This window comes from Roseovarius salincola (assembly GCF_026891095.1).
Taxonomy (GTDB): domain Bacteria; phylum Pseudomonadota; class Alphaproteobacteria; order Rhodobacterales; family Rhodobacteraceae; genus Roseovarius; species Roseovarius salincola.
Window position 1 is genome coordinate 1 of record NZ_JAPTNL010000011.1, and the last position, 23,911, is coordinate 23,911.

The following is a 23,911-nucleotide window of genomic DNA, read 5'->3' on the forward strand; positions in this document are numbered from 1 at the left end:
CATAGGCGTATCGTTCCTCTTGGAAGTTCTGGCAGGCTTGATCACCCGCCACGATACGCCGCCTTCTCAAACCCCGTCACCCAGTTTCCCGCATAGCTCATCATTGTTATAGAAACTATCCTTGGGGCTGGCATCATCGGACTGAAATATTCTGAAGCGCCTCTTGTCGTAACCTGCAACGTCCTTAAGCCGTTAACACGCCGACGTTCAGCGTCTTCGCGTTGAAGCCCCGAGTGTGTTTCCGCGCCATCCGCGCCCGGTAAAGAGCGGCAATACTGCGGTCATCCCCGATGAGATCGTTCAACGCTCCGACGATATTGGCGAACTCCGGCGCGTTCTGACCGGATGTCTGGCCCTCCCGGGCTGATATTGTGGTTGCCGTCATGCTTTTTGGAACAATTCCGGTTTTTATCAGACATTGTTTCTTAGCGTGGTCGATCGGCACAATCCCCGCGTGTAATGCTGTTGTTTCGTTGGTGATTGGCGCAGATTGTGTTACAAATAAGGCGTGGCGTTACAACAGTTGGTCACGCGAGCAATTGTTATGCGCAAATTGTGCCAGACGTTATCTGGTTTTTGGATTTGGAAGGAACTTTAATAATGAAAGCATTAATCTTTGCGGCGGGCTTCGCCCTGATGAGCGCGGTCTCTGTGCAAGCCGCTACAGTGACCAATCTTGGCGATGGACAAGATGCATATGACCTGGTGGATACCTCCGCCGGGACTGATCTTGCGGCAGGCCTGACTTTCGATGCAATGACCCGCACAGGAAGCGTCGGTGTTTCACGGTCCCCCTATGACAACTCCGGATCGGCAGGCGTAGCCGGTTTCGAGAATCTGTCTTACTTCAGCGTTGGCCCCGACAATGAGCCATCGCCCGCGACTTTGACCATAACCGGCGGCGCCAACACCTTGAACTTCCTTTGGGGTTCCATTGACGGGTACAACTCGATCGCGCTGTATGACGGTGGGTCCTTGCTTGATACGATCTCGAATACAGACATCAGCCCGTCATCCTCGGAGTCCGCAGGGGTGGGCGCGTCCTACGTCAGCATTTTCTCGAACGCACGGTTTGACCGGGCCGAGTTCAGATCGACATCCAATGCTTTTGAGGTGGCGAACATCAGCGTCTCAGCTATTCCGCTGCCAGCCGGCGCTCTTCTGATGCTGACAGCATTGGGCGGGTTGGGCGTTGCATCGCGTCGCCGCAAAGCCGCGTCCTGACCCGTTCTTCGTAAAGAAACTTGTACAGGGATTTCCTGTGCACCGTACACGATGAGGCCCCCGCGCATGACGTTGGGGGCCTCAATTATGACCAGGCACAATCGGTCGAGCGGTGTCGCTTTCTGGAACACACGTCATAGCGAAGCGTCTGAAAAATGCGACTCGACGCTCAAGCCTGTTTTGTCCTTCATGGCCGGTGCGGACAGCCCTTTTCATGCTGCTTTTTGCCGTCAGGTCGCCTCGCTTTCTCTCCTTTGGGAACATCGACTTGATGGACTGGCTGATTGCTGACGCACTATTGGTGCGGGAAACTGAAGCGCGAGGCGAATATGTAGATCCAAGCTCGCTTCGAGATGCTTCAGATGCCCTGACCGCTACCCCGTTTACTGACGTGGTCCTGCCTTTTGGACAGGTTCGCGGGTGGCCACGCAGCGAAACGTTGAGCCGCCGTGGACTGGCTTTCCGCCTATTGTCAGGCGCGTTCCGAGCTGTGCAACAACGTCGATGGCTGGCGTGATAGACGCGGGTTTTCGCCCGACGAACGAGCGTCTCGACAGATATGCTCCCGACTGAATGAAAAGTCAGTGGCAGGTCAGTAGAATCCCAGTGAAACCGCGCCTTGCGAGGAAATTGATGATTTGCGTCAAGGTCGCGCCGTCGCAGTCATCTATGCTGCATTTAATTGACGGCCCCGCGCCCGTGTCGATGCACCCGGATTCGCGCCTTGTCGAAGAGGAGGCCAATTTGGCCCCGGCTGATGAAGAATCCACGACTGAGGCCGGCTCGAAGATGTCCGAGCCGCAGCAGACGCGCGGGCAGCTTGTCCCGGCGACACCGCGCGCGCGCAGCAGACCGTCGCGCCGCTGGCAGGTCTGGGCCGTGGTCGGCGCTCTTATCCTGGCGTTGACCGCGCTGGTCCTCGCCCAGAATTGGATGATCCGCCCGCCGGTTGTGCCGATCGAGAGTGTCGCGCCTGCACCGGTCACCCGCCTCCTTGCCGTGAACGGGCGAATCGCGGCGGAGAACTCGGTTGAGATCACCCCGACCGTGACGGGCATCCTTACCGGCCTGCCCGTGACCGAGGGCGACGCCGTCGAGGCTGGTGATATCCTCGCTCAGGTCGACCCGGAGGCGCAGCGCACGCTGTTGCGTCAGGCGCGCGCCCAGCTCGAATCGGCCCGGGATGCGCAGGCCGAGGCCCGTGCGGAATTCGACCGTGCCGCCGCGCTTGACTCCATCGTCGCGCGTTCAGTGCGCGATACCTACGCCCACAGGCTCGAAGCGGCCACGCAGGAGGTGGCGCGCCTCAGCGCCGCACTTGATCAGGCGCGCATCGCGCTCGAGAACCACACCATCCGCGCACCTGTCGCGGGCCATGTGGTGACGCTGGACGTCAAGCAGGGGCAACTTGTCAGCCCTTCCCGTCCCCTGATGACCCTCGCCGATCTTGGCACCCTGCTGGTCGAGGCGGATGTGGATGAGGCCTATGCCACGCAGATCGCCACCGGCCAGCCCGCCGTGCTGCAACTCGCCGGAGAGACTCAAACCCGTGCCGGGCGCGTCAGCTATGTCTCGCGCCGGGTCGATATCGCCACCGGCGGGCTGGCTGTGGAGCTGTCCTTTGACACGCCGGTCTTGGCCCCGGTGGGTCTGACCGTGACGACCAACATCATCGTGGAGACACGCGCGGCGGCGCTCACCGTGCCGCGCAGCGCCCTGACGGAGGCAGAGGGAGAGACCGGCGTTTTCCTTCTGCGAGAGGGCCGCGCCATATTCCGCCCCGTCTCTGTCGTGGACTGGCCCGCCGCCCGGCTCATTGTGACCGAGGGCCTGGCCGAGGGCGACCGCCTCGTGACCGAGGCCACCGGCATCATCCCCGGTCAGGCCGTAACGACGGAGCGGCGCTGATGCTCTACGCGCTCAAGATCGCGGCACGTTACCTCACCGCGAACAAGGCGCAGACCGCGCTTCTGGTGCTGGGCGTCGCGGTCGGGGTGTTCATCTTCATCTTCATGTCAGCGCTGATCGGGGGGCTTGCGCAATTCATCCTCGCGCGCACGGTTGGCGATATCGCGCATGTCACCATCGAGGCCGAACCCGACAATCCGGCCATCCTGATCGCGCCGGAAGGCCATGTCCTCGTCGTCGCGCAGCGCGGCCGCACCCGCACCGCCTCTCTGGCCGAGGCCGCCACCTGGCTGCCGCTGATCGAGGGCGTGCCGGGGGTCAAGGCCGTCTCGCCGCAGATCAACGGGGCGGGATTCCTCACGCGCGGCGCACAGGTCGAGCAGGTCAGCGTGACCGGTGTCGTCCCCGGTCGCGAGGCCGCGATCCTCGATCTGCCGGGCTACATGGTCGAGGGGCGCGCAAGTATGCGTTCGGGCCTGATCGTCCTTGGCCGCGACCTGGCCGAGGAGCTCGACCTGTCGCTCAATCAACCGCTGCGCCTGCAAAGCTCCGAAGGGGTCACCGCCCTGCTTACCCTCTCGGGCATATTTGAAACCGGCAACGGCGCGATCGACGGGGCGCGTGCCTTTGTCAGCCTCTCGACCGCGCGCACGCTGTTCGCCATGCCGCAGGGTGCCAGCAGGATCGAGATCAAGCTGTTCGATCTCCAGGCCGCCGATGCGACGGCCGCGCGCATTCGCAGCCTGACCGGCCTTGATGCCGTGCCCTGGACCGACGGGGCGGAACAGCTGATGGAGGCGCTCGATGCGCAGGCGCAAACCGGCTATTTTCTCAAAACCTTCGCGCTCATCACCATCGTGATCGGCGTTGCTTCGGCGCTCCTGCTCTCGACATATCGCCGCCGCCCGGAAATCGGCATCATGCGCGCCATGGGCGCGGGGCGCGGCTTTGTCGTCTTCGTCTTCGTGGCACAGGGCGCACTTGTCGGGCTGATGGGGGGCGTCACGGGGGCGGTGCTCGGCTATCTGGCGCTATTGCCTTTCCCCCCGCGCGAGGCGTTCGAGCCAGGCAGCTTGCCGATGGACATCACCCAAGGATCCTACGGGCTGGCCATCACCCTCACGGTGCTCGGTGCGATCCTGGCCTCGATCCTGCCCGCCCGCTCGGCGGCGCGGGTCGATCCGGTCACGGCGATCGGCCAATGACCGCGCTGCTGGACGTACGCGATCTGGTCAAGACCTTCGGGACCGGCGAAGCCGAAACCCGCGTGCTGCGCGGCCTCTCCCTGCATCTGGAGCGGGGCGAGATGGCAGCCCTGCTCGGCCCCTCCGGCTCGGGCAAGAGCACACTTCTGACGATTTTGGGTACCTTGATGAAACCGACATCGGGAAAGTATCTGATGCTGGGCCAGGATCTCATCGCCGCCGACGACCGCGCGCTGACCGAATTTCGCAACCGCCATATCGGCTTTGTCTTTCAGTTCCATAATCTGCTGCCCGATTTCACCGCGCTGGAAAACGTGATCTTCCCCACCGCGGTGCGCGAGGGCCGCGAGACACCGCAGGCCCGCGCGCGCGGGCGCACGCTGCTTACCCGCATGGGGCTGGCGGAAAGGATCGACTTTCCCGCCACCAACCTGTCAGGCGGCCAGAAGCAGCGCGTTGCCGTTGCGCGCGCCCTGATGAACGGCCCCGAACTGGTACTGGCGGACGAGCCAACCGGCAATCTCGACCGCGTCTCGGCGATGCAGGTGATGGACCTCATCGGCCAAATCAACCGCGAGGAAGGCACCACCTTCCTGATCTCCACCCATGACGAAAAGATCGCAGCACTCTGCCAACGGCAGATCGTGGTGGGCGACGGAGTGGTGACGGGCTAGATCCGTTACCAAATGTGCAAAACTGAGGTTCTCCATGACATATCGCATCCCCTCAAATCGTGACGTCAACCGTCGAAGCATCCTGAAAGGGGCCGCCGCGTCCGGTCTCGCCGCCGGGCTGCTCGGTGTCTCGTCAGCCCCGGCACGCGCGACACCGTCGCTGGGCGGGACATTTCGCGTCGGCGTGCATGACGGCAGCAGCACCGACAGCTGGGACCCGGCCACGACGGCCAGCATCCTGATGATCCACAGCAGCCACGTCGCCCGCGCCTACCTGACCGAGATCACCAACGAGAACACGCTTGGCCCCGATCTGGCCACCGACTGGCAAGCGCTGGCCGATGATGGCAGCGAATGGCGCTTCGACCTGGCGCGCGATGCGACCTTCCATGACGGGCGCCCGGTGACGGCAAAGGATGTGATCGCCTCGATGAACCATCACCGCGGACCCGAGACGACCTCGGCGGTCGCGCCGCTTCTGGCGGACATCACCGATATTCGCGCCGATGGCGACCACGCGGTGATATTCACGCTCGCGGGCGGCAATGCCGATCTGCCCTATCTGTTGTCGGATTATCACCTCGTGATCCAGCCCGCGACCGAGGATGGCGGCATCGAGTGGGCAGACGGCATCGGCTGCGGCCCCTACCGTGTGGTCGATTTCAAGCCCGGCATCAGCGCCCGGTTCGAGCGGCATCAGGGCTGGCACCGCGCAGGCAGCGGGGCGTGGTTCGACGCGATCGAAATGACGGTGCTCAACGACCCCAACGCCCGGCAGGCGGCGATCGTCACCGGCGATGTCGACGCGGTGACCGATATCGACCTAAAGACCGCCTCGATGCTGGCGCGCGCACCCGGAGTCATTCTCGACGATGTGCCCTCGGGTACGCATATCACGATGCCGATGTTCTGCGACGTGGCCCCGTTCGACGATGTCAACGTGCGGCTCGCGCTCAAGCACGCCATGAACCGGCAGGAGATCGTCGACAAGATCCTGTTCGGGCGCGGCACGATCGGCAATGATCATCCAATCGGCCCGACGATCCCGTATCATGCGGACCTGCCGCAGCGCGAACAAGACCTCGACCGCGCGCGCTATCACCTCAAGAAGGCCGGGCACGACCGGCTTTCGGTACAGATCTCGGTCAATGACACGCTCTTGTCCGGGGCGACCAACATGTGCTCGCTCTTCGCCGAACAGGCCCGCTCCGCCGGTCTGGACATCGAGGTGCGGCAGGAACCGGCCGATGGCTACTGGTCCGATGTCTGGCTGAAAAGGCCGTTCTGTGTCGTGTCCTGGGCGGCACGCCCGACGCCGGACTTGATGTTTTCGCTGGCCTACAAGGCCGGGGCCGAGTGGAACGAGAGCCACTGGGAGAACGTGCGGTTCAACACGCTGTTGCTTCAGGCCAAGTCCGAGATCAACCAGGAGCTTCGCGCCGAGATGTATGCCGAGATGCAGTCACTGTGCAGGGACGACGGCGGCACGATCGTGCCGTTCTTCCGCAATCGCACCTCGGCGCGGCGCGATAACGTGATGCACTCCGAAAGCATCGCCTCGGTCTGGGAACTCGACGGCGCGCGCGGCTATCACCGCTGGTGGTTCGCCTGACCCCGACCGGATGTTTACCGACTGACGTCTCGCGACATCGGTCGACCAATCAGCATGGGCAAGACAGTCGACCCATGATGAAAGGAGCGCGATGGCCGCTTCAGCGACTGGTTCGCGAGCGGAACGGTCCCGGATACGATCAACATTCACTATAGATACATTCTGGACGAGCTGGCCCGGTCGGACCGTGAGCCGGAGTTTGAAGGGTGGCACTGCGAACAGGCAAAGCCCGTTGCTCGGTTTTGCAACGGGATCAGGTGCGGCCAGTCGCCAATTGCGATCGGCAACATGGTCGAGGCCGGATACCCTGCCGCCCGTATCTTTTATTATCGGGGCGGCATGCGGGTCTGGCGCCTGCCCGGCCTTGCGGTCACCGGTGATGGGTAAGGGAGCAGTCGCACGCCTCACATTCGCGCGCGCACAGGAACAGAGGCTTAGTCCCTCATGCAGAAAGAGGCATGATCGTGATCAAGGCGATCACACGGCCGATCTGCTATGCACTCACGAAACTTACGCGGATACGGATAGTTGATGGAGGATGAAATGGTAGCGCCGGAACAGGACAACGCAGATCGGGTCACTGTTATAAAGGTGCCCGAAGCGGTCGGGGTGTTCGACACGTTCGAACACTTGCAAGCGGCATTCTATGACCTGCGCAGCGTGGGGTTCCACCATTCCGACATCAGCCTTCTCGGAAAACAGGACACATTGGAGGAAAAACTCGGGCAGGCCTATTGGCGGGCACCCGAGCTCGAAGATGATCCCAGAGCCCCTCGAGCCCATTTCGTCTCGGAAGAGGCGATGGGCGAACTTGAGGGGGCCATTGCGGGCGGGTTCTTCTTTGTCGGCTCCTATATCGCCATGGCCGCGATGCTGACCCCGTTGAGTACGCTTGCTGCCTCGATCGCCGCCATCGCAATCGGGGGTGGGCCTTCAGCGGTGATCGGGACACTTCTTGCCCGCCGCGTCGCCAAGCATCACCGCGAATATTACGAAAACCAAATCCGGCATGGTGGCATTCTCATGTGGGTGCGCACCCGTGACAAAGAGCACGAGGACCTGGCGGTCAAGATCATGAAAGAGCATTCCGGACGGGACGTGCATGTGCACCCCTGGAGCGAATAGAATCTGGTCGCAATGTTTGAACAGGCCAATGCCTGCGTTGGTCAGGTTCTGATCCCCAGATGAATCCTGACACTGATACTTTGCACCGGCTTCAACGAATTTCGATATTCTTGATCAAGCGGTTGCGCAGGCGAGCATTCATGAAACCAGCAAGAGGCCCAATGCAGACCTGGGAGCGCAAGCGTCGCCACCGATTCTGACGACGTAGCGATGCAGACATGCGACGGCGCGCAACTTGAAAGCAAAAGATTCATGGTCGACAGAATACGCGCAGGTCAGACCAAAGAGGCGCTGCTGCAAGACCTGTACGAGATGCGGGGGCGCATTCCCCTGAGTTTCGAGGTGTTTCCGCCCAAGAGTTCTGACCTTTGCGTGGCACTGCATGACACTGTCGATCGGCTCGCTCCGGTGGCCGGTCGCGGATTTTCAGTGACCATGGGTTCAGGGGGCACGACACGAGACCGAACCGTTGACACCGCGATCACGATCGCGGCGCGCACGGACCGCCCGGTGATGGCGCATCTGGTATCGCTGGGCCTGTCGCGCGACGAGGTGCTCAAGACGGCTGACACGCTTTGGGTGCGTGGTATCCGGCAGATTCTGGCGCTGCGCGGGGATTGCCCCAAGGGAGAGTCCGGCGCCTTGCCGCCGGGCTTTGATCATGCGTCCGATCTGGTGGCGGCGCTGCGCAAGCGGCATGAGTTCGAAATCGCTGTGGCGGCCCATCCCGAAACGCATCCCGAAGCCGAAACGCCGGGCCGGGATATTGAGTATCTCAAGCGCAAGCTGGATGCCGGGGCCGGAACCGCGTTCTGTCAGTTCGTGCTGGACCCGGCGGCCTATGGGCGGTTTCTCGAGGCCTGTGGACGACGCGGGATCGACGCACCGATCATTCCCGGGCTGATGCCGCTGGAAAGATGGCCCCGCCTGAAACGCTTTGCGCGGATGAACGGTGCCATGGTGCCGGATTGGCTGAACCAGCTCTTCGCCCGCGCCGAGACCGCGCCCGAGCTTGAACCCTACCTTGCCGCAGCCATGACGATCGAACATGCCCGGCAGCTGATCGCCTATGGCGCGCCCGAGATACATGTCTACACGATGAACCGCTGGCCGCTTTCGATGGCATTGGCGACGTTCATGGGACACAAGTGACGTGTCACGAAAGGTGCCTGGCCAGACGTCACGGCGAATACCCGGGAAGGTCGCCGAAGACAGGTCCGCGCCGACCTTAAAGCCGGAAGAGTTCGGAGGCCTCTAAGACGGGTCGACCGTTGTCAATCCGGCGTATGTTGTCCGATTGCCGCGCTGCCCGAAAGGTCGGACCCGCCTTCATCGGCACGTTCCCGGCCAGATCGCGCAAAACGCTGAGTAGCACCTCTTTCGGAACCTGGTGGTAGCGGGGCACCACACTGAGTTTAGGTGTGAACACTCTCATGTTGCCACGCGATCATCCGCCCCAGCCAAATAGCCACAGACTGACGGCACCCGCAGTGATAACCCCTGCATAGACTAGCCCGACGCGCAGGCCCAAGGCACTGCCGCCGACCGCGAACGATATGCCGGCCTTGACCACAGTGTTGACAGTTGCGGCGATGAAGATCGCAGTCGCGCCGTCTGTGGTTGCCATATCGTCCCCGATCAGTTTTGCCACCGAGATCGTCAGCGCATCGACATCCGTCACGCCCGACAGGGCGGCGGCCGCGTAAACGCCGCTCGACCCCATCCAGCTCTTGAGGGTCTGGACGGCCAGCAGCACGACCGTGAGCAGCGCGCCGAATCCAAGCGCCGCGCTCAACTCGAGCGGATTCTCGATTTCGTCCAGTCGCCCCTGCCCCTCCTTTGATTCTCTGGCTGGAAACGAGAGAAGACCGGCACCCGCCAAACCGAAACCCGCCATCACGCCCATCGGTATGGTCAAAGGGGCAAGCAGGCTCGGCTGAAAGACCGCCACCAGCATCAGGATGCGCAGAAACGTCACCGATCCCGCGATCACAACTCCCGCCGCCGCGTGCCGGATCAGTTCAGTCTCTGCGCGCACCAGGCGCGACAGCGCCAATGTGGTCGTCGTCGATGAGGCAAGACCACCAAATAACCCCGTCACGAGAAGACCAAGGCTCGCGCCGCCAAGCCGGATCGCGGCGTACCCAAAAAACGACAAACCCGCAACAAGGACGACCGCCCACCAGATCTGATAGGGGTTGAGCGCCGCGCCGGGTCCGTAGCCCTGATCAGGCAAGATCGGCAGGATCACGACCGATAAAAGGCCGAGCTTCAGAACCGCCTCCAATTCCAGCCGTTTGATACGCGCCACCCACCTGTGCAGCCGTTTCTTCATCGATAACAGAAACGCCGCGATCACGGCGACGGCCGCAGCCGCAGGCATGTTTCCCAGAACCGACGCCGCCCCGAGCGAGAAGGCGAGCAGGAAGGCAATCTCGGTCGTCAGACCGGCATCATCATCCTTCTTAAGGCGCGGCCAGTAGCTCACACCAAGAAGCACCGATAACCCCAGAAACGCCAGTGCGAGAACGACCGGTGCGGTGAGCGAGGCGAGCCAGCCGATGACCCCGCCCAGAAGCCCGGCGATCGCGAATGTCCGCACGCCCGCGATACGATCACCCTCGGACTGGTCGCGCTGATGCCGGCCGCGTTCGAGGCCAAACAGAAGCCCGATGGCCAGCGCGATTCCAAGTCGCTGAAATATCTCGATATCATCCATGGCTTTGGCGCTCACTCCGGGGCCTCGAGGCCGGGTCAGTCCAGCGCATCATGACCGATCGCCTCGCAGTCCGACAGGTCGGATCCACCGGCACCGGGCACAGCCTTTGCCAGATCACGCAGAGCGCTGCGCAGGCCCTCCTCGAGAACGGGATGATAGAACGGCATCGCCAGCATGTCTGCCACGCGCAACCGCTGTTCGACCGCCAGGGCCAGCAGATGGGCCAGGTGCTCGGCGGCGGGCGCGCAAATTTCCGCACCCAAAAGCCGTCCTGTGTCACGCGTGGCATAGATGCGCAATACGCCGCCGCTGGTTTGCGCCATGCGCGCCCGTGCCTGTTTTGAGAAATCGAAGCTCCCCGTTTCGAAGTCGCCCTCTTCCAGATCGGACAGCGTGGCGCCGATTCGCGCGACCTGTGGAGTTGAAAACACGATGGATAGGGACGTGCGTCGGGCAAGCCCGGTTCCAGCCGCATCCGGCGCAGCCATGCGGCCGGCGATATGGCCTTCGTCGGCGGCCTCGTGCAGCAGCGCGCGGATGCCATTCGCGTCACCGGCCATGAACACCGACAGATCGCCGATCTGCAGTGTGCAGGGGTCGATTCCGGGCATGCCCTTCTCATCAAGTGGCACGCCCAGTGTATCTAGCCCGAGATCATCAATATTGGGCCGCCGCCCGATTGCGGCCAACACCGCGTCAGCCTCGAACGCGCCGCCTGCTGCGGACACACGGATTGTATCTCCTGTGTCCTTCAGATCGGCTTCGGTGCCAAGATACAGATCGACGTCTCCGGCGATCAGCGGGCGGAAGGCGTCAAGCACCTCTGCGTCATCAATACCAGCCAGACCTTCAGTCGCATCGAACCCGGCCACTTCCAGCCCCAGGCGGGCCAGAGCCTGCGCGATTTCCACGCCGATGGCCCCCATGCCGATGACGGCGATGCGGCGCGGCAGGTCTCGCTGGTCGAATAGGCTGTCGGTGGTCAGGATACGGTCACCTAACTCGCGCCACGGCCCCGGCATCACCGGACGGCTGCCCGGCGCAAGGATGATCGCACGCGCCTCGATCTCTTTGCCGTTCACCTCAAGCCGTCTGGGGCCGAGCAGCCGCGCGCGCCCCGACAGGGCGCGATCACCAAGCTTTTCCGGCACCGCTTTTGGCCCCTTCACAAACTGATCACGCATCTTGCGCACCCGCGCCAGCACTGCTGGAATGTCGGCGCGCAGACCCTCGCCACCACGGATGCCGAATTCGTCAAAAGCCCCGCGCTGATGGAACGCGTTCGCCGCCTCGATCAGTGCTTTGGATGGCATGCATCCCACGGCGGCACAGGTGGTGCCCCAATGGCCGTCGTTGACCATCAGGAAATCGTCGGTATATCGGCGCACTTCGCGCAAGGCCGAGAGTCCCGCAGTGCCCGCGCCGACGATGACGGTATCGACTTTCATGGGCTCACTCGTCCGCGTCAGCTTCGGCCTTGGTTTCGTGCTCTGTGCCGGGCTCGTGTTCGGGCGGACTGTACGTGGTAAAGAGCTTCAGCATCCCCGAACCGGTATTCCTGAAGTTGTGAAACTTGCCCGACGGCACGATGCTGACATCACCATCGGCGATTTTGGTTTCCACGTCCCCGATCTTGGCGACGCCGGAGCCTGCCACAAAATAGAGCAACTGGTCGTGCCCTTCGTGCACCTCGCCGCCGATCTCGCCACCCTCGGGAATCGCCATCAACACAAGCTGGATGTTATCGCCGGTCCACAGCACCTTGCGGAACTCGTCATTCTCGCGAGCGAGCATGACGACCGGCAGCGTCATCTTTCTTGTCTCGGACATTTGTTCGATCTCCCCTGAGTGCGTGCAAGGATTGCTTGCAGAGTTACCAACCGTCATTAACGCGGATCAATCCAGCAGGCGCATTTTCCGACTATCGTGAAGCTTCTCATGCCACCCGTTCAGCATCAACAGGAGCATACGAATGCCCGAGCGCGAGGCGTATATCGAAAAAGCCAAGGCACGCATCGACCATTGGAATGCCGATATCGAAAAATTGCAGGCCAAGGTTGACGCGGCAGAGGCCAATGCGAAGATCAAGCAGATCGCAGGCTCGGGCGACGAAGCGTGGGATGACATGAAAGCCGGCTTCGATAGGGCATGGGACAGAATCTCGGATGCCTTGGACAGTGCGATGTCGCGATTCAGTAAACTGTGCCGAGATGACAACTCCGGGACCCCTTCGCGGGCTTCCAAGCGATGCAGCATTCTGTGTCACCCTTCCCCGCGCTGGCGCAGGACAACGCCACCCTGACCACGACACGCAAGGCGATGCCTCCCTCGATGCAGAAATCGTGCGGCGTGGACAGGCGGTGAGAAACAACTGGACAGCAGTGCGTGAGACACGCGGAAGCGCCTCTGGGCGAGTCGCCCAAGCGTTTTGACGGGCGCTACGGCGCTCTTGAAGCCGGTAGAAGAGCGCGTGGGGCGAGTTGTAGGACGGCTTCTCCGGCGCATGAAAACATCTCTCCGGATTGTCGTCGCCGCGGCGCTTGTCACTGCGATCATGACCCGTGCCATGGCGCTTCGGTTCCTTTTTTCCGCAGGCCCGGCGAGCGGAACGTCGGCTGGTGGAACGCCGCCGTGGCCGGAATTCGGCGTTGGTCCGGATCACGGATACCGCCCTGCAGGGTATTTGCGATGGTGGTTGCCGTTCTGGCGTCGATACTCCGTTCAACAGGCTTCGGCCGGCTTTGTGACGTCCTGTGGATCCGCATCGATGCCGGCCAAGGGTCCATTGTCTGCCAAGATGCCGGAAAGTCGAAGCAATGAACAAGCGTATCCGGCACCATGTCCGAGAAGAGGCCTAAGGCCAGCGCAGGGGTGTCGCCACGGGCGGCGCCCTGCCTGGCCTGCGCCGCATTGGATGCGACGGCAGTCTGAGCGTGAAACGTGCGAACGCTGTCGATCAGAACCCTGTCGCCCCGCCCCGCCTTGCGCTGTTCGGTGGCGGCGAGCGCCGGATGCACGCGGCGACTTTCTCGGCCAGCGCGCGGGCGAAGGGCGGCAGCCGCCCGATCCCGAGCCAGGCATCGAGGTCGAAGACCATCCGATCGGGCTTGCGCAGGGTCCCCGGCACGGCCGGCGCGAGATGAGGTCTGATGCAGCCCTGATCCGCCATATGGGCAAGGGCGGCCACTGCGGTCACGGAAGGCACCATCGTCGCTGATGCCCACCTTTCCCGCATACCTTGGCTCGTCATCTTCGAAGGACCCAAGCAAGAGCGCACCAAAGCCCTCACAGCCCCCTTGGGCTCTGTGAACACGCCGATCATCAGGTCCTGCCCGTTCGCACATCTTAACTTGCGCCATTCGTACGAGCGGTCTTGGCTGCAACGCACCATCGCGTCACGGCGATCAGACCGTCCCGCCCCCCTCCCCTCGCGCAAGCCCGTTCGAAGAACGCCTCGTCATCCGCGTTGCGATGCAGAATGAAGCGGAGCGGATCGCCAAAGCGCAGCGCCCTCCTTAGCAGGGATTTCCTTCGCCGCGGCGGATCGTTCAGATCATGGCCGACAAGATGAACGGGGTCGAAAAGATAGAGATGCACCACAATGGCGCTGACGCGCACCCTGTCCGGGTCGGTGATCCGCTTCCTGCCCTGCAAGCTTGAAAAGCTGGTCAGGTTCCCATCGAAGGCCATAAACGCATCCTCGGCGGCAAAGCCCCGCGCGGACTGCCTGGGCCAGCGCCTCGATCAGTCGCGATAGGTATCGTTCACCTCGTTGCGGTCCGGCGTCATCAGTCTGGTCCGGTCGCCGTCGCGAAACACCCGCAGCGGCACACCGTCGTGCCTGCGCTCGAAGGTCCAGCCGGGGTCGGCGAACCACATGTCGGTCAACATGGCGAACATGAGCATTATCCACTCGGGATGAGCGCTCGTGGGCTGGTCCGCGATCCGCGCCGCAGTACCTTCGATGCCGCTCATTCACCCTCACGCGCCGCGATCTCGTCAAGATTACAACCCGAGACCACTGACTTCGGTTCGGTGGAAACAGGGTTTCGCCGAGCGTCCGCCGCCTCGTCGTCAATCTTGATCAGCAGCCACTGATCCGCGTCATCATCGATCCGCTGCAAGGCGTAACCGCCATGGATCTTCTCACCGCAGAGCCGGACCAAAGCATGCCCCTTCGCCAGCGCCTCGGACATCGAGCGCGGACCATTCTCCGTTTCGGTGATATTCTCATAGGTGCCACGATCCCAGATCAGCACGGTCCCTGCACCATATTCGCCCTCCGGGATCACCCCTTCGAAATCGGCATAGTCGAGCGGATGGTCCTCGGTCGCTATGGCAAGCCGTTTCTCGCGCGGATCAGTGGAGGGCCCCTTGGGCACCGCCCAGCTTTTAAGCACACCGTCCACCGCCAGCCGCAGATCGTAGTGCAGGTTGCTGGCGTCGTGCTTCTGGATCACGAAAACGGGGTTTCCTGACGTGCCGCCGATATCCCCGGTGGGTTCGGTGCTGCGCGAAAAGTCACGCCTTTCGCGGTACCGCTCCAGCTGATGGCGGCGACGCTGGCCTTTCACCATGCTCCAGTCCCTTCCGCATCAGGAGGCCCACGCCGCCCAGTCGAGTTGACAGCTCAGCCCCGGAACCCCGTGCCATCACCGTCCGGGGTCATATTCCATTCCGCCGATCGGGCGCACGGTGCTTGCCTGCGGCCCAATCGCGCTTTCCTCGGTCTGCACGACCATTTCAACGGGGTCGCCCTGTGCCAGATCGCCAAAGTCGCCATCCACGACACTGTTTTCGTGGAAATAGATCAACCGGTTATCGCTCGCGATGATCTGACCATAGCCCTGATCGTGACGGATCTCGACGATCTTGCCCTGCAAGAGCCCGGCATGATGCTTGACGTCACCCTGCAGCTTGCGCGCGGCGCTTTTCAACTCCTGCTCCATCGCAGAGAAAGCGTCCCGGATCGCAGCTTTCAGATGCGCGCGCTCGGGCTGATCATCCTGATGACGCCGCACAGCCAGTTCCTGGCCTGGCACGCGAACCTCAATCGTGATCTCGTAGAGATTTCCCGTTTTCTGGCTCTGATGCGGGGCACGGATATAGACATGGCAGCTGGTGATGCCATCATGGAATTTATCAAGCCGCGCAGCCTTTTCCGAGATCAGCGCCTTGAGCTCATCCGTCGGCTCGACATGCTTGAACGCAATTTCGATGGGTGTCTGCATCGAGCGACTGTCCTCGTTTCCATGACGCCTGCGATTGATCCTCAAGATGGATGCCGTTTCTCGATCCGTTGCGCCTTAACCTGCGTCAAGGTGCGATGGTCTGCTGTTTAATAGATTTGGCAAATTGGGTGTCACTTCTTGCCGGCCGAGAAAATGCCATGCCGAACTTGAACTCAAAACGCTTCGCAAGAGAAGATGTCCAACGCGCGCGGGACGGGCAACGCGCCGCGCACCCCTGCCAAGCGCATACTTCAGAAGGCAGGCCAACCTGTGCAGGAAAGACATAAATGAAACTCGAACATGACACCTTGATGGTCGCGGCCGACGGTGAGAAATTTCTTTTGCTGCGGAATATCAGCGATCAGGAGTTCATTCACCTGGGAGTCATCGATAACGATGCCAGCACAAGCGCACCGGCCCGCGAGCTTGCAAGTGATCGCGCAGGGCGCCAGCATGACGCCAAGCGCAAGGTAAGTGTTGGCGCCGAGCCATGGGGCAAAAGCGCCATGCAGGGGACCGACTGGCACCACGTCGCCGAGAAGCGCTCTGCAGAAGATGTTACCGAAAGATTATTGGACTTAAGCCCGGCGGGGTCGTTTCGACATCTGGTCGTGATCCCTGATCCCCGCTCGCCTGGTGCGATGCGTAATGCCTGTGACGACCGCCTCGCTTCGGGCATGGTGGCAGAGATCGACAAGGACCTGAAGAACCTCCTGCTCAACAAGATCGAGGCGTCGATCTAGCCCTGGGATGCCAGCGAACGACCGAACATACCGCAGGAACCGTGACCGGCCAGCGATAAAGAAACCGATCTGTTGGCGCAATCCCAAGCGAGATTGATCCAGGGCAAGGCAGCCCTCGGATCAGCCTCGTATAGCTTAGCAAAGGAGTAGGTCGCGGTCTCACGCACCGCCCGGCCTTGACCTCAGTCGGGGCGGATTTGAATGAGGGGGTTCAAACATGGGACAAGACCCGTATGAGGTTCTGGGCGTTAAGAAGACAGCGACTCAGAACGAGATCAAGAAGGCCTATCGCAAGCTTGCCAAGAAGCTGCATCCGGATCTTCATCCCGGGGATGAAGACAAGAAGGCTGAGTTTCAGGCGGTCGCGGCGGCCAATGACCTGCTGAGCGATCCCGAAAAGCGCAGACGCTTCGATGCCGGCGAAATCGATGCCAGCGGGCAAGAACGCCCTGAACGCCAGTTCTACCACCAATACGCCGATCAGGAGGCCGGACGCCGCTATGATCCCGGCGCTGGCATGGGCGGGTTTCAGGACGCATCCGACCTGTTTTCCGATCTGTTCGGACGCGGTGGCGCGGGTGGCGGCGGTCAATTCCGGCAGGATTTTCACGCCCGCGGCCAGGACGCCCGATACCATCTCGAGGTCGATTTTCTGGACGCGGCGCAAGGAACCAAGCGCAGCGTGACAATGCCCGACGGCAAGAACATCGAGATCGCCATCCCTGCCGGTCTCAAGAACGGGCAAACCCTGCGCCTGCGCGGCAAGGGTGGCCCGGGATTCGGAGACGGGCCACCCGGTGACGCGCTCGTGACGGTCGCCGTCCGCCCGCACGCGGTGTTCGAGCGGGACGGCGACGATATCGAGGTCGAGTTGCCGATCACCTTCGATGAGGCCGTGCTCGGTGCGAAGGTGGACGTGCCGACGATCTGGGGGCCGGTCTCCATGACCATTCCCAAGGGCGTCTCTTCTGGTCATCGCTTACGGCTTAGAGGCAAGGGAATCAAGACCGGTTCTGCCTCAGCCGGTAACCAGTATGTCCGTCTCAGAATCGTCCTGCCGGACAAGATCGATGACCAGATGGCGGATCTGGCGCGACGCTGGCGGGATCAGGCCGGTTTCGACCCGCGAACAGAGCTTCGGAGGAAAACATGAGCTTCGATGAATATACGGTTGTCGCCCGTGTCGAGCGGCTCAACCTGAGAGATCTGCGCTTCTGGGTGCGGCAAGGCTGGCTTTGCCCGGCCGAAAGTGAGACCGGCCCCCTTTTCGACGAGTTGGACATCGCGCGTGTCCGGCTTTTATGCGATCTGAGAAAGGAGATGTCTCTGCCCAACGACGCCGTGCCGGTCGTTCTCAATCTGATTGATCACCTGCACCAGACCCGCCGAGAGCTTCGCGCGCTGACAAGAGCGATCGAAGAACAGCCTGAAGACGTGCGGCACGCGATCGTGTCGGTATTCCACGACCTTCACGCCCGCACCGCGCGTGGAGATTAGGGCCGCGAGCGGTGATCACGGTGATGACAATGTCGAACAGTCGGGACATATGCGCGCCGGTCAGGCGACGCGTCTGACACGCTATCGCGAACGGGGTGCCGAGATCCGAGTGCCTTTAGTGCCCTCGAGGATCGCGAGCGCGTCTGCCAGCCGGCCGATCCCGGCAATCCGGGCTGTTCCGCCGCTGGCAAAGCTTGCCGCCGCCTTTGCCTTCGGGGCCATCGAGCCCGCAGGCAGATTGAGCGCTGGCACCTCATCCGGTGCAAGGTTTGCGATGCGTTCTGCCGAGTCGGTGCCAAAGCCACGATGGATGCCATCGACATCCGTGAGCAGGAGCAGCGCGTCGGCCCCCAGCCCCTCAGCGAGCAGAGCGCTTGTTGCATCCTTATCGATCACCGCCTCGACGCCGGTCAGGGCCCCGTCAGGGTTCTCGATCACCGGGATACCGCCGCCACCGGCGCAGATCACGATCGTGCCATGCAGCAAAAGCAGGCGGATCACCTTGAGATCCGGGATTTCGACAGGCGCCGGCGAGGGCACGACGCGGCGCCATTTCTCGCCATCCTGCGCGATGGACCATTTGTGCCGTTCTGCCACGCGCTCTGCCTCCTCGCGGTCATAGACTGGTCCGACGAATTTCGTCGGACTGGCAAATGCCGGATCGTCCGGATCAACGCGCACCTGTGTCAGCAGCGAGGCCACCGTTCGGTCATGGTTCAGGGCATTTTCCAGCTCCTGCTCGATGAGATAGCCGATCATGCCCTCGGTCTCGGCCCCCATCATATCGAGCGGATAGGTCTCGTCAGGCTTGTATGCCATACCCTGCAGCGCCAGCAGCCCGACCTGCGGGCCGTTGCCATGGGTGACCACCAGATCATGCCCTGCGCGTGCCACCTCAGCCAGCGCTCGGGCGGCTGTGCGGGCATTCTCGCGCTGGTTTTCGGCGGTCAGACTCTGATCCCGGCGGAGCAACGCATTGCCACCAAGGGCGATCACGACGAGCATGGCCCTAGTCCCCCAATGTGGCGACAAGCACCGCCTTGATCGTGTGGAGCCGGTTCTCGGCCTGATCGAAGACGATGGACGCCGCGCTTTCGAACACCTCATCGGTCACTTCCATCTCGGGAATGCCGAATTCCGCCTCGATCTGCGCGCCCATCTCGGTCTCGGCGTTGTGGAAGGCGGGCAGACAATGCAGGAAACGGGTGCGCGGATTGCCAGTGCCCAGCATGACATCCGTCGTCACCCTGTAGGGCTTCAGCAGCTCGATCCGTTCGGCCCATCTTTCCTTGGGCTCGCCCATCGACACCCAGACATCCGTATAGATGAAATCCGCTCCAAGCGTCGCCTCGGCCACGTCCTCGGAGATCATTATCTGCGCACGGGTCTCCTGTGCAATCTCGCGCGCCTCGGCCTCGATGGCTTTGTCGGGCCAGCAGGCACGCGGTGCGCAGAGCCGCACGTCCATGCCCATCTTGGCCCCGCCGATCAGAAGGCTGTCGCCCATGTTGTTGGCGGCATCGCCCATGAAAGTGAAGGAAATCTCGCGCCACGGCTTCTGCGCATGTTCCTGCATGGTCAGGAAATCGGCGAGGATCTGGGTGGGATGAAACTCGTCCGTCAGCCCGTTCCAGACCGGCACACCGGCGTATTTGGCCAGTTCCTCCACTACCGTCTGGCCGAAGCCGCGATACTCGATCCCGTCGAACATGCGTCCCAGCACACGCGCGGTGTCCTTCACCGTCTCCTTGCGCCCGATATGCGAGCCCGACGGGCCGAGATAGGTGACATTGGCCCCCTGATCATGCGCGGCCACCTCAAAGCCCGCGCGGGTGCGGGTACTGTCCTTTTCGAAGATCAGCGCGATTTCCTTGCCTTTGAGCAATTCGCGCTCGGTGCCGGCATATTTCGCCGCCTTGAGATCCGCTGAAAGCTTCAGCAGAAACGCGATCTCGGCGGGTGTGAAATCCCGCAGGGTCAGAAAATGGCGGTTCTTGAGGTTGAAAGCCATGTGAAGGGTCCCTTTCTTGGTGTCAGCCGGATGTGTCCAGTACCGAGTGCAGGTCGCGCCGTAATGCGTAGGGCATGTCCACCGCCCTCCCCAATCGGATGACGAGCGATGGCCGACCCGCGCACGCACCCACCACGCGGCCCAGATCGCTGTGATACTCGGACCGCTCGACAGGCTGGTTGAGATGGGCGTGTTTCAGCCCGTGCTTTGTCGCCGCAAGCGCGACGCGCTGAAAGGCCCTGCCGGTTCGGAACCAGCTTTTCGGCGTGTCATCGCGACTGATGAAGACGGCGAGCGCGGCGGAGCTTTCGATCTGGGATGCGATCTTGCGGCTTTCGCCGGCCGGCCGCAGGACGAGCGGAAAGATCAGGCGCCCGATCCAGTCGGGAAGCGTCGGGCTTCCGGTCGCCCGCGCGAAAAGCCCGTCACGGCTTTGCAGTGCAGAGGCCTCGCTGAATCGTATCCAGTCGCGCAGTTCGCGGACGAAATCACGGTCACGCAATTGCGTGGTGTTGGCCGCGACGATCAAATCGCGCAGCTGGGTCTTGGTCTCGGCATCCTCGACCAGATGGAGGGTGGTGGCTCCGCCCTCTGCCGCCTGCCGCAGCGCGCGGCGCTGCTCTGCCGACAATAGACCGCCATCATAGAGCGAGCGGGTCGATTGCCGGGATCGGATCGCTTGGATCAGGGGCGAAGCCGCGCAACCTGTATCCTTCAACGTCACCTCGGCGCAGGGCAGGCCGTCGGTGTTTTCGCGCCACGAGACCGACGCATCCATCCCATAGCCCGTGGCGGCGATGGCCAGCGTTTCGGCCACACAGCCCAAGCTCACGAAAAGATGATGATCGTCGGGATCGACCACCGGGCAACGCCGCCTTGCATCCGGCCGGATCGCAAGCCGGTCCGGCCCCAGAACCTGAAACGTCCAAGGCTGGGTGTTGTGGCTGTTGGGGGCCAACGTCGCGAGACGCACCAGTTCGTCCAGCCGCGCCTGTCCCATCGCCGTCCGATCCGGGGCGGCTCGGGTGGCGCGAACCGCGGCGGCATAGCCAGGCGAGACCCGTGTATCGAAGGTATCCGTACCAGCCTCTCCGCTCAGTTCAGACATGTCCGCTCTTCCTCCACCGCCTCAGGCCGGATCGCGGATGGTGGGACAGCTCATGCAGCGTCCGCCGCCGCGACCGCGGCCAAGCTCGGCACCCGGCACCTCAAGCACCTCAATGCCTTCAGCGCGCAGGGCGGCATTGGTGTCATCGTTGCGGTCATAGCCGACAACGACGCCCGGTCGCAGGGCCAGCACATTGTTGCCGTCGTTCCATTGTTCGCGCGATTCCTCGAAGGCGTCGTTCCCGCCGGTGGGAACGATGCGCAGGCGCGCATATCCCATCGCCTCGGCCAGAACCACGAACATCGGCGCATCGCTGCGCCGGATGTCGAGCGGCGCCTTGCCCTCGCCGGGACGCAGGTCGAACACCCGCATTTCGTCGGCCACCTCGGTAAAGCTGGTGACCACGTCCCCGCCACAGAAGGTGAAGACCGTATCGAGGTGCATCGCCGCGCGCGATTTTGGCAATTGACAGGCCAGCACGCGGGTCGCGCGACCTTGGTCGAAAAGCGCCTCTGCCAGCAGCCCCACCGCCTGCGGCGAGGTCCGTTCGCCCATGCCGATCAGCACCAGCCCGTTGCCCACCGGCATCACGTCGCCGCCTTCCAGTGTCGCGCGTCCAAAATCCCGCGTCGGATCGCCCCAGAGCACCTCGGCCCGGCCCGCGAATTTCGGGTTGAACCGATAGATCGCTGCCATCAGCAGTGTCTCGGGGCGGCGCGCCTGCCAATACATCGGGTTGAGGGTGACACCCGAATAAATCCAGGCGCTGTTGTCGCGGGTAAATAGCGTGTTGGGCAGCGGCGGCAGCACAAAGCCAAGCCCACCCAGATACGCTCCGAACATGCCCGCGGGCTCGAACGGCAGATCCCCTACCGTCAGCCCGCCCATCAGGAATTCGGCAAGTGTGGGACCCGGAAGTTCATCCATCCAGGCCCGCAGATCCTTAAGCATGCCGACCCCGATCTCCTGTGGCGTTATCCGGTGATCAAGCACCCATGCACGCGCCTCCGGAATGTCGAGCACCTCACCCAGCAGGACCCCGGTATCGAGCACATCGATGCCTTCGCCTCGCATCAGGTCTGCAAAGACGTCATGGTCCTTCTGCGCCTGCTTCACCCAGAACACATCGTCGAAAAGCAGATCATCGCAGTTCTGCGGCGTCAGGCGCCTATGCGCGAGTCCGGGTTTGCAAACGATAACCTGTCGCAGCCGCCCGGTCTCGGAATGCACGCCCAGTTGGTCCTCGCTCATGCCACACCTCCCATCGCAGCACCAACCGCCAATACCCCCATGATGAACACCGTCAGGATCACCAGCAGCGGCCAGATGAAGACGATCCAGCGGTCATAGGGCACCCGCCCGATGGCCAGCCCGCCGATTACCACCGCAAATGTCGGGTTGATCAGGTTCACCAGCCCGTTGGCGGATTGATAGGCGGTCACCACGAGATCGCGCCCGACGCCTGCAAAATCGGCCAGCGGTGCCAGAATCGGCATCGACAGCACCGCAAGACCCGACGACGAAGGCACGAAGAAACTCATCGCGACCTCTATCCCGAACATCGCTGAGATGAAGGCGACGCTGGAGAGATCGCCCAACGTCTCCGCCGCAGCGTGCAGGATCGTGTCGACGATCAGACCCTGTTCCATGATCACGACGATCCCGCGCGCCAGTCCGATGACCAGCGCCACGCCCAAGAGATCGCGCGCGCCATCGACGAAGGCACCGGTGAGGCCCTTCTCGCCCAGCCGTCCGATAATGCCGATCACGATGGCCGAGCCCACGAACAGCGCCCCCATGCGTGCCATCCACCAGTCCTGTGTCGCCACGCCCCAGATCATCGCGCCGAATGTGGCGGCAAAGATGATCAGGATGATCTTTTGGGTGCCGCTCAGGGTGTCGTCCTCGTCCGCAGTGTCGCCATCTTTCAGGAAATGCCGCTCATGCGCCGGCCATTGCCGTGCGACGGCCGATCTGTCACGCTCCGCCTTCACCCGGTGCGCATAGCGCATGACATAGGCGATACAGATCGCCAACCCGCCCAGCAGGATGACGAAACGCAGCACGATGCCATCCGTAAAGGGGATCGAGGCTGCGTCAGAGGCGATGATCGTGGCGAAGGGATTGATCGTGGAGCCCAGCACACCGATGCCCGCACCAATCAGAATGATCGCCACCCCGGTAACCGCATCATAACCAGCGCGCAACACCACGGGCAGCAGGATCGCGTAGAAGGCCAGCGTTTCCTCGGCCATGCCGTAACTCGTGCCGCCGGCCGCGAACAGCGCCATCAGGATCGGGATCATCCAGATCTCGCGCCCCTCCATGGCCCGCATCGACTGTCTGATGCCCGTATTGATGGAGCCGGTCGCGTTCACCACCCCCAGAAATCCGCCCAGCATCAGAACGAAGAGCGCCACATCGATGGCATTGGCGGCGTAGCTGTCGGGATCGTAGAACCCGCCGATCGGGGCAAGCAGAACGTCGATCAGGTTTTGGGGATTACTCTCGACCGTCTGGTAGGTGCCGGACACGGCAACCTCGCGGCCGACGTCCTCGTTCATCTCGCGGTCATATTGCCCGGCGGGGATGATCCAGGTGAGTACAGCAACCAGAATGATCAGCGCAAAAAGGATCGTGTAGGCCGTCGGAAAGCGTGATTGCAGGTCGGCCTCCGGATCCTGCGGCGTTTCGGATGACTCGGACATGATCGCTCCCGCATGCTTTCAAAAACGTCGGCAAACTTTAGGAGCATAAGGCCGCTCGACATTAACCTGCGTTAAGCACCGCCGAGAAACCGAGGGCAGACATCTTTTGGGTTTAACTTCGATCAAGGTCAACGCCGGCAGCCTTG

26 protein-coding genes are annotated in these 23,911 nt (G+C 62.4%); 11 read left to right on the forward strand and 15 right to left on the reverse strand.

What is annotated here, in order from left to right; translation table 11 throughout:
- Window positions 1–184: 184 nt before the first annotated feature.
- Window positions 185–385: a hypothetical protein gene (locus tag N5A93_RS12380; protein WP_268955420.1), complete on the reverse strand. Its 201-nt coding sequence runs from the start codon at window positions 383–385 to the stop codon at window positions 185–187.
- Between the two features lie 215 nt (window positions 386–600).
- Between N5A93_RS12380 and N5A93_RS12385 the strand changes: the two genes are divergently transcribed.
- From N5A93_RS12385 to N5A93_RS12415, 7 genes are all read left to right on the forward strand, one after another.
- Window positions 601–1,224 (forward strand): VPLPA-CTERM sorting domain-containing protein, encoded by a 624-nt coding sequence (locus N5A93_RS12385; protein ID WP_268955421.1) that lies wholly within the window; start codon window positions 601–603, stop codon window positions 1,222–1,224.
- Between the two features lie 669 nt (window positions 1,225–1,893).
- Window positions 1,894–3,132, forward strand: a complete 1,239-nt coding sequence (locus N5A93_RS12390; RefSeq protein WP_268955422.1) for an efflux RND transporter periplasmic adaptor subunit — start codon at window positions 1,894–1,896, stop codon at window positions 3,130–3,132.
- A complete protein-coding gene (locus tag N5A93_RS12395) occupies window positions 3,132–4,337 on the forward strand; it encodes an ABC transporter permease (RefSeq protein ID WP_268955423.1) in 1,206 nt (401 codons plus the stop codon). Before N5A93_RS12390 ends, N5A93_RS12395 begins: the two co-directional genes overlap by 1 nt.
- Window positions 4,334–5,011, forward strand: coding sequence for an ABC transporter ATP-binding protein (locus N5A93_RS12400; RefSeq protein WP_268955424.1), 678 nt, complete (start codon window positions 4,334–4,336; stop codon window positions 5,009–5,011). The genes N5A93_RS12395 and N5A93_RS12400 overlap by 4 nt, the downstream gene beginning before the upstream one ends.
- A 34-nt stretch (window positions 5,012–5,045) precedes the next feature.
- Window positions 5,046–6,623: an ABC transporter substrate-binding protein gene (locus N5A93_RS12405; protein ID WP_268955425.1), complete on the forward strand. Its 1,578-nt coding sequence runs from the start codon at window positions 5,046–5,048 to the stop codon at window positions 6,621–6,623.
- 531 nt (window positions 6,624–7,154) lie between these two features.
- Complete coding sequence (locus N5A93_RS12410) at window positions 7,155–7,748, forward strand: hypothetical protein (protein ID WP_268955426.1); 594 nt, start codon at window positions 7,155–7,157, stop codon at window positions 7,746–7,748.
- Window positions 7,749–8,000: 252 nt separating this feature from the next.
- Window positions 8,001–8,900: a methylenetetrahydrofolate reductase gene (locus N5A93_RS12415; protein WP_268955427.1), complete on the forward strand. Its 900-nt coding sequence runs from the start codon at window positions 8,001–8,003 to the stop codon at window positions 8,898–8,900.
- A 295-nt stretch (window positions 8,901–9,195) separates the two neighbouring features.
- On the opposite strand, the gene N5A93_RS12420 is transcribed toward N5A93_RS12415, so the two are convergent.
- Genes N5A93_RS12420 through N5A93_RS12430 form a run of 3 tightly spaced genes read right to left on the reverse strand, consistent with a single transcriptional unit; the run spans window position 9,196 to window position 12,297 of the window.
- Window positions 9,196–10,467, reverse strand: coding sequence for an MgtC/SapB family protein (locus N5A93_RS12420; protein ID WP_268955428.1), 1,272 nt, complete (start codon window positions 10,465–10,467; stop codon window positions 9,196–9,198).
- Window positions 10,468–10,502: 35 nt separating this feature from the next.
- Window positions 10,503–11,915, reverse strand: a complete 1,413-nt coding sequence (locus tag N5A93_RS12425; protein WP_268955429.1) for a dihydrolipoyl dehydrogenase — start codon at window positions 11,913–11,915, stop codon at window positions 10,503–10,505.
- 4 nt (window positions 11,916–11,919) lie between these two features.
- Complete coding sequence (locus N5A93_RS12430; protein WP_268955430.1) at window positions 11,920–12,297, reverse strand: cupin domain-containing protein; 378 nt, start codon at window positions 12,295–12,297, stop codon at window positions 11,920–11,922.
- A gap of 142 nt (window positions 12,298–12,439) precedes the next feature.
- Here N5A93_RS12430 and N5A93_RS12435 point away from each other — a divergent pair, with 142 nt between their 5' ends.
- Window positions 12,440–12,769: a sll1863 family stress response protein gene (locus N5A93_RS12435; RefSeq protein WP_268955431.1), complete on the forward strand. Its 330-nt coding sequence runs from the start codon at window positions 12,440–12,442 to the stop codon at window positions 12,767–12,769.
- 250 nt (window positions 12,770–13,019) lie between these two features.
- Here N5A93_RS12435 and N5A93_RS12440 read toward each other — a convergent pair whose 3' ends face one another.
- From N5A93_RS12440 to N5A93_RS12465, 6 genes are all read right to left on the reverse strand, one after another.
- Window positions 13,020–13,484 (reverse strand): hypothetical protein, encoded by a 465-nt coding sequence (locus tag N5A93_RS12440; RefSeq protein WP_268955432.1) that lies wholly within the window; start codon window positions 13,482–13,484, stop codon window positions 13,020–13,022.
- On the reverse strand, window positions 13,424–13,663 hold the full coding sequence (locus N5A93_RS12445; protein ID WP_268955433.1) for a bifunctional DNA primase/polymerase: 240 nt from the start codon (window positions 13,661–13,663) through the stop codon (window positions 13,424–13,426). Before N5A93_RS12445 ends, N5A93_RS12440 begins: the two co-directional genes overlap by 61 nt.
- 149 nt (window positions 13,664–13,812) lie before the next feature.
- Window positions 13,813–14,157, reverse strand: coding sequence for a DNA ligase-like domain-containing protein (locus N5A93_RS12450; protein WP_268955434.1), 345 nt, complete (start codon window positions 14,155–14,157; stop codon window positions 13,813–13,815).
- A 54-nt stretch (window positions 14,158–14,211) separates the two neighbouring features.
- Complete coding sequence (locus N5A93_RS12455; RefSeq protein ID WP_268955435.1) at window positions 14,212–14,442, reverse strand: DNA ligase-like domain-containing protein; 231 nt, start codon at window positions 14,440–14,442, stop codon at window positions 14,212–14,214.
- Window positions 14,439–15,044: a DNA polymerase ligase N-terminal domain-containing protein gene (locus tag N5A93_RS12460; RefSeq protein WP_268955436.1), complete on the reverse strand. Its 606-nt coding sequence runs from the start codon at window positions 15,042–15,044 to the stop codon at window positions 14,439–14,441. Before N5A93_RS12460 ends, N5A93_RS12455 begins: the two co-directional genes overlap by 4 nt.
- A gap of 75 nt (window positions 15,045–15,119) precedes the next feature.
- Window positions 15,120–15,698: an HPF/RaiA family ribosome-associated protein gene (locus N5A93_RS12465; protein WP_268955437.1), complete on the reverse strand. Its 579-nt coding sequence runs from the start codon at window positions 15,696–15,698 to the stop codon at window positions 15,120–15,122.
- Window positions 15,699–15,985: 287 nt separating this feature from the next.
- On the opposite strand from N5A93_RS12465, the gene N5A93_RS12470 reads away from it, so the two are divergent.
- From N5A93_RS12470 to N5A93_RS12480, 3 genes are all read left to right on the forward strand, one after another.
- A complete protein-coding gene (locus N5A93_RS12470) occupies window positions 15,986–16,441 on the forward strand; it encodes a baeRF12 domain-containing protein (RefSeq protein WP_268955438.1) in 456 nt (151 codons plus the stop codon).
- 217 nt (window positions 16,442–16,658) lie between these two features.
- A complete protein-coding gene (locus N5A93_RS12475; RefSeq protein ID WP_268955439.1) occupies window positions 16,659–17,594 on the forward strand; it encodes a DnaJ C-terminal domain-containing protein in 936 nt (311 codons plus the stop codon).
- Window positions 17,591–17,938: a MerR family transcriptional regulator gene (locus tag N5A93_RS12480; RefSeq protein WP_268955440.1), complete on the forward strand. Its 348-nt coding sequence runs from the start codon at window positions 17,591–17,593 to the stop codon at window positions 17,936–17,938. Before N5A93_RS12475 ends, N5A93_RS12480 begins: the two co-directional genes overlap by 4 nt.
- A gap of 81 nt (window positions 17,939–18,019) precedes the next feature.
- Here the strand turns inward: N5A93_RS12480 and N5A93_RS12485 are convergent, their stop codons facing one another.
- The 5 genes from N5A93_RS12485 to N5A93_RS12505 are packed head-to-tail and all read right to left on the reverse strand — an operon-like array spanning window position 18,020 to window position 23,765.
- Window positions 18,020–18,943, reverse strand: a complete 924-nt coding sequence (locus N5A93_RS12485; protein ID WP_268955441.1) for a carbamate kinase — start codon at window positions 18,941–18,943, stop codon at window positions 18,020–18,022.
- Window positions 18,944–18,947: 4 nt separating this feature from the next.
- Window positions 18,948–19,949, reverse strand: a complete 1,002-nt coding sequence (argF, locus tag N5A93_RS12490) for an ornithine carbamoyltransferase (protein WP_268955442.1) — start codon at window positions 19,947–19,949, stop codon at window positions 18,948–18,950.
- A gap of 22 nt (window positions 19,950–19,971) precedes the next feature.
- A complete protein-coding gene (locus N5A93_RS12495; RefSeq protein WP_268955443.1) occupies window positions 19,972–21,057 on the reverse strand; it encodes an Acg family FMN-binding oxidoreductase in 1,086 nt (361 codons plus the stop codon).
- A gap of 21 nt (window positions 21,058–21,078) precedes the next feature.
- A complete protein-coding gene (locus N5A93_RS12500) occupies window positions 21,079–22,308 on the reverse strand; it encodes an arginine deiminase (protein ID WP_268955444.1) in 1,230 nt (409 codons plus the stop codon).
- Window positions 22,305–23,765: a YfcC family protein gene (locus tag N5A93_RS12505; RefSeq protein WP_268955445.1), complete on the reverse strand. Its 1,461-nt coding sequence runs from the start codon at window positions 23,763–23,765 to the stop codon at window positions 22,305–22,307. The genes N5A93_RS12500 and N5A93_RS12505 overlap by 4 nt, the downstream gene beginning before the upstream one ends.
- Between the last annotated feature and the right edge of the window lie 146 nt (window positions 23,766–23,911).

Coding starts and splice junctions, on each gene's coding strand:
- N5A93_RS12380 (WP_268955420.1), bottom strand. CDS start 385: ATGACGGCAACCACAATATCAGCCCGGGAGGGCCAGACATCCGGTCAG.
- N5A93_RS12385 (WP_268955421.1), top strand. CDS start 601: ATGAAAGCATTAATCTTTGCGGCGGGCTTCGCCCTGATGAGCGCGGTC.
- N5A93_RS12390 (WP_268955422.1), top strand. CDS start 1,894: ATGCTGCATTTAATTGACGGCCCCGCGCCCGTGTCGATGCACCCGGAT.
- N5A93_RS12395 (WP_268955423.1), top strand. CDS start 3,132: ATGCTCTACGCGCTCAAGATCGCGGCACGTTACCTCACCGCGAACAAG.
- N5A93_RS12400 (WP_268955424.1), top strand. CDS start 4,334: ATGACCGCGCTGCTGGACGTACGCGATCTGGTCAAGACCTTCGGGACC.
- N5A93_RS12405 (WP_268955425.1), top strand. CDS start 5,046: ATGACATATCGCATCCCCTCAAATCGTGACGTCAACCGTCGAAGCATC.
- N5A93_RS12410 (WP_268955426.1), top strand. CDS start 7,155: ATGGAGGATGAAATGGTAGCGCCGGAACAGGACAACGCAGATCGGGTC.
- N5A93_RS12415 (WP_268955427.1), top strand. CDS start 8,001: ATGGTCGACAGAATACGCGCAGGTCAGACCAAAGAGGCGCTGCTGCAA.
- N5A93_RS12420 (WP_268955428.1), bottom strand. CDS start 10,467: ATGGATGATATCGAGATATTTCAGCGACTTGGAATCGCGCTGGCCATC.
- N5A93_RS12425 (WP_268955429.1), bottom strand. CDS start 11,915: ATGAAAGTCGATACCGTCATCGTCGGCGCGGGCACTGCGGGACTCTCG.
- N5A93_RS12430 (WP_268955430.1), bottom strand. CDS start 12,297: ATGTCCGAGACAAGAAAGATGACGCTGCCGGTCGTCATGCTCGCTCGC.
- N5A93_RS12435 (WP_268955431.1), top strand. CDS start 12,440: ATGCCCGAGCGCGAGGCGTATATCGAAAAAGCCAAGGCACGCATCGAC.
- N5A93_RS12450 (WP_268955434.1), bottom strand. CDS start 14,157: ATGGCCTTCGATGGGAACCTGACCAGCTTTTCAAGCTTGCAGGGCAGG.
- N5A93_RS12455 (WP_268955435.1), bottom strand. CDS start 14,442: ATGAGCGGCATCGAAGGTACTGCGGCGCGGATCGCGGACCAGCCCACG.
- N5A93_RS12460 (WP_268955436.1), bottom strand. CDS start 15,044: ATGGTGAAAGGCCAGCGTCGCCGCCATCAGCTGGAGCGGTACCGCGAA.
- N5A93_RS12465 (WP_268955437.1), bottom strand. CDS start 15,698: ATGCAGACACCCATCGAAATTGCGTTCAAGCATGTCGAGCCGACGGAT.
- N5A93_RS12470 (WP_268955438.1), top strand. CDS start 15,986: ATGAAACTCGAACATGACACCTTGATGGTCGCGGCCGACGGTGAGAAA.
- N5A93_RS12475 (WP_268955439.1), top strand. CDS start 16,659: ATGGGACAAGACCCGTATGAGGTTCTGGGCGTTAAGAAGACAGCGACT.
- N5A93_RS12480 (WP_268955440.1), top strand. CDS start 17,591: ATGAGCTTCGATGAATATACGGTTGTCGCCCGTGTCGAGCGGCTCAAC.
- N5A93_RS12485 (WP_268955441.1), bottom strand. CDS start 18,943: ATGCTCGTCGTGATCGCCCTTGGTGGCAATGCGTTGCTCCGCCGGGAT.
- argF (WP_268955442.1), bottom strand. CDS start 19,949: ATGGCTTTCAACCTCAAGAACCGCCATTTTCTGACCCTGCGGGATTTC.
- N5A93_RS12495 (WP_268955443.1), bottom strand. CDS start 21,057: ATGTCTGAACTGAGCGGAGAGGCTGGTACGGATACCTTCGATACACGG.
- N5A93_RS12500 (WP_268955444.1), bottom strand. CDS start 22,308: ATGAGCGAGGACCAACTGGGCGTGCATTCCGAGACCGGGCGGCTGCGA.
- N5A93_RS12505 (WP_268955445.1), bottom strand. CDS start 23,765: ATGTCCGAGTCATCCGAAACGCCGCAGGATCCGGAGGCCGACCTGCAA.